Origin of the sequence: Mesorhizobium sp. M0571 (genome assembly GCF_040320985.1) — a bacterium.
Classification (GTDB): Bacteria; Pseudomonadota; Alphaproteobacteria; order Rhizobiales; family Rhizobiaceae; genus Mesorhizobium.
Window position 1 is genome coordinate 1 of record NZ_JAMYQT010000115.1, and the last position, 4,544, is coordinate 4,544.

1 protein-coding gene and 2 pseudogenes are annotated in these 4,544 nt (G+C 59.0%); 2 read left to right on the forward strand and 1 reads right to left on the reverse strand.

Features of this window, described 5'->3' with window-relative positions; translation table 11 throughout:
- Positions 1-173: 173 nt before the first annotated feature.
- A pseudogene (locus NKI85_RS38135) lies at positions 174-461 on the reverse strand (leucine zipper domain-containing protein); the annotation flags it as partial.
- A 235-nt stretch (positions 462-696) separates the two neighbouring features.
- Here NKI85_RS38135 and NKI85_RS37430 point away from each other — a divergent pair.
- Both NKI85_RS37430 and NKI85_RS37435 read left to right on the forward strand, forming a co-directional pair.
- Positions 697-2,784, forward strand: coding sequence for a hypothetical protein (locus NKI85_RS37430; protein ID WP_352780881.1), 2,088 nt, complete (start codon positions 697-699; stop codon positions 2,782-2,784).
- Between the two features lie 317 nt (positions 2,785-3,101).
- Positions 3,102-4,124: pseudogene (locus tag NKI85_RS37435) on the forward strand (IS256 family transposase); the annotation flags it as partial.
- Positions 4,125-4,544: the final 420 nt, after the last annotated feature.

The window sequence follows — 4,544 nt, forward strand, 5'->3', positions numbered from 1 at the left end:
GGCTGCGCCACGTCCTCACTGAACTACCTCAGCGCCCCGAGAACGCAGCCATCGACGACCTGCTGCCCTTCAACTTCCTCAAAACCGCTGCAGCCTGATCCGCCCGGACGCGTCCGTCTGAAAGCGATCAGCTGTTGCAAGGGCCGTCGACGTGCGGGGAAATGAGCGCTTACGCTGATAGTGGCTGGCGAGACGCCGGCCTCGGCGGCGATCTGTTTGCCCGTCCAGCGCTGACGGCGCAACCGTTCGCTGGTCTCGATATCGGCGCAGCTGATGCGGGCGGGATGAGCGATCTCGTAATCCCGCCGATGCTTCATGGCGATCTGTCGACCATTTGCGGACCGTCCGCGGGCAGACGCCTGCGGCTTTGGTGACGGCCTCCGGTGTTGCCCGCTCTCGACCTGCCTTCCAATTCGCTCTCGACCGAGCGGCGTCAGCCCGGCATTCTTGTAGACGTTCATCCGGTCCTCCGAGAATCACCGAAGCTTCGACAACCTCCGCTTTCCGGCCCGGACCGGATAGACAAGCTGCTGAAAGCTCACATCCAGTGATCGGATACGTGGATCCGGGGCAGCAATCAGCCGACGCCATACAAAAGGAGTTGCCCGTGACTGACTTTCGAAGGCGTTCCCTAAAGAACCAGGACTGCCCCTATACTGCGCAGATGCGAAATGCTGCGCCACCATCCAGCCAAAGTTGGAAGGCATCTACGTCCAGCAGGCCAACGACGCGGCGGAGGAAGTACTGGATATGTGGAACGTAGACCGCCGAGGTTTTCTCGGCCTCGTGGCGACTGGGCCCTTGGCTTCTCATCCCTCAGCTAACGCCGATTTAGCTCAGACCAAGCAGACCAGCGTTCAGGCCGCTCAGGCAGCGATAGACGCTGCGGCGCAAGGCGGTGCAAACTCCGATATCATCGAAGCATTGCGAGCTCTGTTGGGCGGACTTGCTAGTGACGCCGTCAGCCAAGGGAACGTCCCTATCTACGCGACGGTAGCGGGCCTGTCGGCGCTCTCTATTCCAATCGGCATCAGTGCTTTGCGTACGAACGGCTACGCTGCCGTTGGCGATGGTGGCGCTTGGCCATTGGCGGTCGAAGTGGAAAACAGCGGTGTCGTCGCACCTTGGCAAGTTCTCTCCAATGGTGGCACACGGCGGTGGCAGCTCAAAATTTATGAGATCGTGCTTGAAATGTTCGGCGGGAGACCCGACGCCGTCTACACGGGAACGTCACCTGATCAGATGCTAATATCCGGAACCGACAACGTCCCTGCGATGCAGGCGGCTCTCGCTTACCTCGCAACGCTCAATACGAGCCGGAATGGGGGCGGCAGAATTCAACTTGAATACGGTCAGTATTATTTCTCGAAGCCTGTCAATCTCAAGAATCGGACCCATCTGGTCGGCCGAAACGCCGCAGGAACGGCAGGTGACTTCTGCACCGAAATGATCTTCCCACAGAATACCGACGGGATTACAATAAATGGTAGTGAGACAGTCGATGACAGGATCCAGGCACCCAGCACATCGAGTGCGGGGGGATCACTGATCGAATGTGTCAGCATTCGATCTCTCGGAGGCGCTGACAGGACCAAGCACGGTATCCGTGTGCGGTCTCGCTCACTGCTGCGAGACGTCAATGTCATTAATTTTCCTGGCAATGGGATCCACATCGTTGCAGGTAGCAAGTCTAAGGAGCCCGATCGAAGGGGAAACGCCAACTTCTGGCGGATCGAACGCGGATACATTGCCGGAAACCAACACGGGGTCTTTGTAGATAGCTCTGACGTGAATGGCGGTTACGGGATAGGTCTGACCTGCTACCACAATCGTGGGGCTGGGATCTTCGACAGTTCCTTTCTCGGGTGTGACTGGTTTGCCTGCGGCGCACATGGCAACGGACTTCTTTCCTGCTGCAGCTATAAGGGGAACCGCTATTACGCGGTGTCGGAGACATCGGCTGAGCTGCAGAAAACCGAGCCGGGTACAAACGAAAGAGTCTGGGCACTGGAAGGCCCCGGCGGCGTAGTTGGGCGATTTCGCGATTGGACACTAGGGAACAAGTTGGAGTGGGTTCGCGGCGGTCCAATCGTCGTGTCTGATGACAACAGCAGTTCAACTGTATTCGGTGGCTATCTCGGTGAACCCAACCAGCCGCCGGCCGTTTTCAGTGACAAGAATATGAGTCTCGGTGGCTTCCGAGGTGCCGGCTCAATCGGGAACGGCCTGCAGGTAGGAAACGGAGTCGCCAGCAACTTCAAGTCTCTGACAACCTCCGGCCGTGTCCATATTGCCAATTCTGCAAGTGGCGTAGGCGAAAGCCTCTCGTTGCACAACGGGGGAGACCTGAATAAAAGGCGCGGCGCGAGCATTGCCTTTTACGTTTCTTACAAAGAGGATGGCGCGACAAAACGGCCGGCCGGGTCCATTGTCGGCCGTGCTACGGGAAAGCGGGCGGATTGCTCGACTGCGATTGATCTAGTTTATTTTGATGGCGGCAAACAAGCCCTTGTCACCTCAGCAAGTTTTGGGGACCGCGGGATTATGGCAGGAGCGGATACCGCTTTCGATTTAGGATCGAACAAGGCGCGATGGACAAACGGCTACATTCAGCGTCTGCGTCCGGGCGGTGGCGACGTCTTCTGGACGAGTGGCGATGGCAGCCCCGAAGGCAAAGTCGAAGGCCCGGTAGGGTCGCTCTATACGAGAACAGATGGCGGACCAGGCACAACTCTGTATGTAAAGGAAGCCGGGACAAACAATAGAGGCTGGGTGGCGAAGTGAGCGCAAACTAGACTGGCACCGCGCTATACATCTCTCTATGCTCCCAGCTGTGATCTCGGGTCGCACTCCGTCCTTCCGAACTTATGGAGGGGTAGGTCGCACTGGTTCTGGAAGCGAAATGTCAGGGATGTTCAAAGCCGCGGGCAGGGTAAAACATTGCCCTTGTCCAACAGCAGGCCGACAAGAGAGCTCTGCTAGGCCGTTCACACCTCTCGCCGACGCGGAAGCATCACGAATTTTGGTTAGTTTCAGCCATGGCGGGACTGTCAGGAATTCTGTGCGCGAGGTCATGATGATGGAAGGGAGAGAATCATCACATGGCTTTCGAGAAGGAACTTCTGGACCAGCTGCTTGCCGGCCGCGATCCGAATGAGGTGTTTGCCAAGGACGGGTTACTGGACGACCTGAAGAAGGCGCTGTCGGAGCGGATATTGAACGCCGAGCTTGACGAGCACCTCGAGGACGAACGCGCCGAGGGCGGCGCCAATCGACGCAACGGCCATTCGACGAAGACGGTGCTGACCGGCACATCGAAGATGACGCTGTTCGATTCCGCGCGACCGGGCGGGAACCTTCGACCCGAAGCTGATCGCCAGGTATCAGCGCCGCTTTCCCGATTTCGACGCCAAGATCCTGTCGATGTATGCACGCGGCATGAGCGTGCGCGAGATCCGCGGCCACCTGGAGGAGCTCTATGGCATCGACGTCTCGCCTGACCTGATCTCAGCCGTCACCGACGCGGTCCTGGAGAAAGTTGCCGAATGGCAGAACAGGCCGCTGGATGCGGTCTATCCGCTCGTGTTCTTCGACGCGATCCGGATCAAGATCAGGGACGAAGGCTTCGTTCGCAACAAGGCCATCTACATCGCGCTCGGCATCCTGCCCGACCGCGCGAAGGAGATACTCGGCATCTGGATCGAGCGATCGAGCAGACCGAGGGCGCCAAGTTCTGGCTGCGCGTCATGAACGAGCTGAAGAACCGCGGAGCAGCCGACATCCTGATCGCCGTCGTCGACGGCCTCAAAGGCTTCCCCGAGGCGATCGGCGCGGTCTTTCCCCAGACGGTGGTCCAGACCTGCATCGTGCATCTCATCCGCCATTCGCTGGAGTTCGTGTCGTGGAAGGATCGCAAGCCAGTCGTGCCAGCGCTGCGCGCGAGCTACCGGGCAAAGGACGCCGTAGCCGGCATGAAGGCCCTGGAGGAGTTCGAGGCCGGCTTCTGGGGCCAGCGACATCCTGCGATCACTCAGAGCTGGCGGCGCAACTGGCAACACGTCGTGCCATTCTTCGCCTATCCCGAAAGCGTGCGCCGCATCATCTACACGACGGATGACATCGACAAGCCTGATTTCGACTTTTTCGATTCCTGTTGCGTTTCTTTGTTCGGCTCAGGTGAGCCTGTTTCTTCGTCCCGGCCCACAGGATTTCCCACGCGAGCGTGTCGAGACGCAGTCAAGGCTGGCCGGTGCGATGGCGGCACGGCCGGCTGCGAGGTTTTCCAGGCCACGCCTTGACGGCGTCGAGCACGGCGCCAGTCTGGAGCGGACCGAGGGCGTCGGTCGTGCCGCCAGATTTCCTTGTGCTATATTTGTCCGGCACGGACGACCACGTGGCAAAGAGTGGTGCGAGAGGATGAGAGTGCCGCCACGCAGCCGTTACGGATGACATCGACAAGCCTGATTTCGACTTTTTCGATTCCTGTTGCGTTTCTTTGTTCGGCTCAGGTGAGCCTGTTTCTTCGTCCCGGCCCACAGGATTTC